The sequence below is a fragment of the Methyloceanibacter marginalis genome (genome assembly GCF_001723295.1).
Lineage (GTDB): Bacteria > Pseudomonadota > Alphaproteobacteria > Rhizobiales > Methyloligellaceae > Methyloceanibacter > Methyloceanibacter marginalis.
In genome coordinates this window covers 1-3,649 of the sequence record NZ_LPWD01000141.1, presented here as the reverse complement: position 1 = coordinate 3,649, position 3,649 = coordinate 1, and the positions used below count along the sequence as shown (strand labels likewise).

At 63.1% G+C, this 3,649-nt stretch carries 4 protein-coding genes and 1 pseudogene; 1 reads left to right on the top strand and 4 read right to left on the bottom strand.

Annotated features, from left to right (window positions below; translation table 11 throughout):
* Positions 1 to 172 precede the first annotated feature (172 nt).
* Positions 173 to 340 (top strand): hypothetical protein, encoded by a 168-nt coding sequence (locus tag AUC71_RS19250; protein ID WP_158007726.1) that lies wholly within the window; start codon positions 173 to 175, stop codon positions 338 to 340.
* A gap of 39 nt (positions 341 to 379) precedes the next feature.
* Here the strand turns inward: AUC71_RS19250 and AUC71_RS06170 are convergent, their stop codons facing one another.
* The 4 genes and pseudogenes from AUC71_RS06170 to AUC71_RS20925 all read right to left on the bottom strand — a co-directional run.
* Positions 380 to 934, bottom strand: coding sequence for a BPSL1445 family SYLF domain-containing lipoprotein (locus AUC71_RS06170; RefSeq protein WP_083238142.1), 555 nt, complete (start codon positions 932 to 934; stop codon positions 380 to 382).
* 93 nt (positions 935 to 1,027) lie between these two features.
* Positions 1,028 to 1,795 carry a class I SAM-dependent methyltransferase gene (locus AUC71_RS06165; protein ID WP_069623567.1) on the bottom strand — a complete coding sequence of 256 codons (768 nt, stop codon included), beginning with the start codon at positions 1,793 to 1,795 and terminating at the stop codon, positions 1,028 to 1,030.
* Positions 1,796 to 1,876: 81 nt separating this feature from the next.
* Positions 1,877 to 2,662: a putative bifunctional diguanylate cyclase/phosphodiesterase gene (locus tag AUC71_RS06160; protein WP_158007725.1), complete on the bottom strand. Its 786-nt coding sequence runs from the start codon at positions 2,660 to 2,662 to the stop codon at positions 1,877 to 1,879.
* A gap of 143 nt (positions 2,663 to 2,805) precedes the next feature.
* Positions 2,806 to 3,171: pseudogene (locus AUC71_RS20925) on the bottom strand (GGDEF domain-containing protein); the annotation flags it as partial.
* Between the last annotated feature and the right edge of the window lie 478 nt (positions 3,172 to 3,649).

Sequence of the window (3,649 nt, the reverse complement as noted above, 5' to 3'; positions counted from 1 at the left end):
GGCAAGGCGTCGTCAAGGCGGCGGCACGGTGCTGAAGAAACCGGCAAGGGCGTCGGCTGCGTCGTGACCCTCGGCAACAAGTGCTGATCGTCTGGCGGGCGCCTATCGCGATCTTCAAACTTTTGCCAGGTTTGTCTGCTTCTTTGTCACAAACAAGGAAGCCACTGATCTCATGATTCGATTCGCCACTCAGACTGCTCTGGCGGGCCTCATCGCTCTTTCGGCGGCCGGCTGCGCCGTCGAGGTGCCCATGAAGGCCTTTCGCATGGCGCCGCCCGACGCGACCCTCAAGGACGACACGCGCCCGCGCGCGGACGTGAAGCACCTCTCCGTCCGCTAGCTCCTTGGGATTGGGGGCCTCTGGCCCCTCCGATGCGCCTCAGCGCTCGATCTTGCTGATCTTGGAGCCTTCCAGGGTCAGATTGTACATCAGCCCCTTCTGGTCGAGGATGAAGCCGATCACGGGCTCGGTGACCTTGTCGGTATCGATGGAGCCGCCAATGCCTACGGTGATGATCGCGACGGAGCCGTCCACGCCGACCTTCCAGCCTGCCCGGCGATAGAAGGCGTCGAGCGCGCTCTGGGTCATGAACATGATGATGACCGCGCGCTCCTGGGCGCCGAGCTGGAAGCCGAACGAGGCCGAGATCATGTTGTAGTAGCCGGCCGGGCGCTGATTGACGATCAGCAAGCCTTCGCCGTACTCGCCACCCAGGCCGAAACCCGCCTTGATCACCGAGGGGAACACGAGGATCCCGACCGCCTTGTTGGCGAGTTCGCGGGCGCCGCCGATCTGCCGTACGAAGCTATGCAGCGTGTCGTTGGCATCGCGCTCGATCTCGGCCCCGGAGGCGGCTCGCGCCGCGGGCGCTTCTCCAAAGGCCGCGGCCACGGCTAGGGCGGCGACAAAGAAATTGGCGATCATGATTTTCATGGCCCAGGCATCCTCCCATCGCGGGCGACCCTAGGCGCGCTTTGTGGCGGCGGCGGGGCTTTAGTTCCGCGGGAGCGGCCAAGCGGCGCGGGACTAGCGGGCGATTCCGGTCAGAAAAATGAAGCCTGAATAGCCGCTGCGGATCTCGCGTTCGACGATCCCGATCAACTCGGCTTGGACGCCATCGGCGTGCGCGGCGAAGGCGGTCTCGATGGTGTCCGGGGACAGGCTCAACACGGGAAACGGCCGGTCCGCCACCACGTAGCCTGCCGAGCGCACTAGGAAGGCGGCGATCAGCGCACCGCCGGGCTTCACGCATCGGGCGAAAGCCGCACAAGCCGCTTCGAACTCGTCGTGGCGCTCGGTGATCGACTCGGCACAGAAGAACATCGTGGCGGCGTCCCAGGTCCGTTCCGGCAGCGCGAAGACCGAGCCTTGATGGATCTTCGCCTTGGCGCGCAGGTCCGGCATCGGGTTTGCGGGCAACGGGGCATCGCCGTAAGCGTCGCGCGTCACCGACCAGAAATGCTGCCATTGCGGTCGCATCGTATCGCTTGCGATCTCGGACTCGAGCCATGCGACATTGCTCTCGGCGTATTCCCACGCGGTGAGCCGCGCGGCGCGGGGCAGGGTGCAGAAAAGCGGAATGAGGTTGGGGCCGGTGCCCACATCGACGATATCGAGCGCCGTCTCCAGAGGCGGAGCGCGCTTGATTGCCTCCACGGCGCAGCGGATGACGCGGTCGTCGTCCGGATGCGGTTCGCCGTAATAATGCTGAAAATAGGCTTCGGCATCGAACGAAGCCCACTGATAGTCGGCGTTGCCGGCGGGGGCGTCTTGGCTTGGTTTCTTGGGCGACACGGATGCGGACCCTGGAGCGTTTCGTTTCGTCGATGTCGCGATTGCTTGCCGAATGGCCAGCCTCGCGCTGGTGCCAGGGTGTTAGCCAGCCAGACCGTCGCCGGCAATGGGTTGCTGCAGCGATCCGGGTTCTTGGTCCGGATTGCGCGGCTCATAGGTCTCGAGAAACTTGACCATCTCCTCGACGGGCAACGGCCGCGCGAAGTAGAAGCCTTGCAACTCGGTGCATCCGAACCGGGTCATCATCGAGGCTTCGTAGGGCGTCTCGATGCCTTCGGCCACGATGTCCATGCCCAGTCCGCGGCCCAGGGTGACCACCGATTTGATGATGGTCTTGGTGGTATCGACCCTCGAAATGCTGCTGATGAAGGAGCGGTCGATCTTGATCTTGTCGAACTGGAAATTGCAGAGATAGGACAAGCTCGAATACCCGGTGCCGAAATCGTCGAGCGCGGTTCTAAAGCCCATGTCCCGGATGGCGTCGAGAACCGTGTTCACGCGGTCGGTGGCTTCCAGGAGCACGCCTTCGGTGATCTCGAGCACAAACCGGCCGGGATCGACGGCATGCTTCACGATGAGCCGCCGGAGCATCGACTCTAGATCGACATGCCGGAATTGGACGGGCGAGAGATTCACGGCGATTTCCAGCTCGGGCCAAAGCTTGGCGTCGGTCATGGCGCGTTCGAGAACCCATTCGCCGATTGCCGGCAGCAGACCTGCGTTCTCGGCGACGGGGATGAATTCCGCAGGCGGCATGCTGCCGTACAGAGGATGGTGCCAGCGTAGCAGAGCCTCGACGCCGACGACTTTTCCGGTGCTGCAAGAGATGACCGGCTGATAATGGAGATCGAACTCTTGATGCTCCATCGCCGCCCGAAGATCGAGCTCGATGGAGCGGCGATGTTCGACTTCTTCGGCCATCTTCGTGCTGAAATACACTGCACGGTCGCGGCCTGATTCTTGGCCTCGTAAAGCGCGATGTCGGCATGACGCATCAATTCGTCCGCCGTTGAGCCGTTTTCCGGCGCGACGGCAAGCCCGATGGACGCCGTCACGTTGATGGTCTGGCCCTTGACCGCAAACGGCGCCTCGAAGGCCTGCGCGATACGCCCGATGAGACTTTCACCCGCCTCGAGTCCTGCGGGCGCGCACAGCAGCACGAATTCGTCGCCACCGAAGCGTGCCAGGAAGTCGTTGGGCCTGAGCCGTGTTGCCAGCCGGTGCGCGACCAATTTGATGAGCTCGTCGCCGGCCTCGTGGCCGAGTGTGTCGTTGACGTCCTTGAAGCGATCGATGTCGACATAGGCCGCAAGCGCCCGCTGGCCGTTGCGCCGGGCGATGTAGCTGTTGAGGAACTTTTCGATCCGCTCGATCATGTGAACGCGGTTCGGCAGGCCGGACAATGCGTCGTGCTTGGCCTCGTGACGGGCTTCGAACTCGCGCTGGGCGAGCGCCTCGGAAGCCCGCCTCAGCCGTCGAAACATCACCCTGGAGAGAAACCCGGTGAGAAGGACGCCCAACGCGACAAGGGGCAGAATGGTGGTCAAGAGGACTTGACCCGGCTGCCGCGAGGTCCAGCTCAAATAGCCCGCTTGAACACTGTCATCGGTGATGAACGGCTCGGAAACGACGGCGCTACCCGCACTCGGCGTCGCCAGAAGTGTCAGATCGGGAAGAAGCAGTGAGCGGCCAATTTGGGAGACGAATTCCTCGTCGATATAGGTGATGCTCAAGAGAAGGTTGGGCGTCCCCTGAAGAAGGCTCATGTCGATGTTCGGGACGATCGTCATGCCGGCAACGACCGCCGGCCGTCCGTCTACAGAGACGATATGCCCGGCCCATCGCGCGACCTGA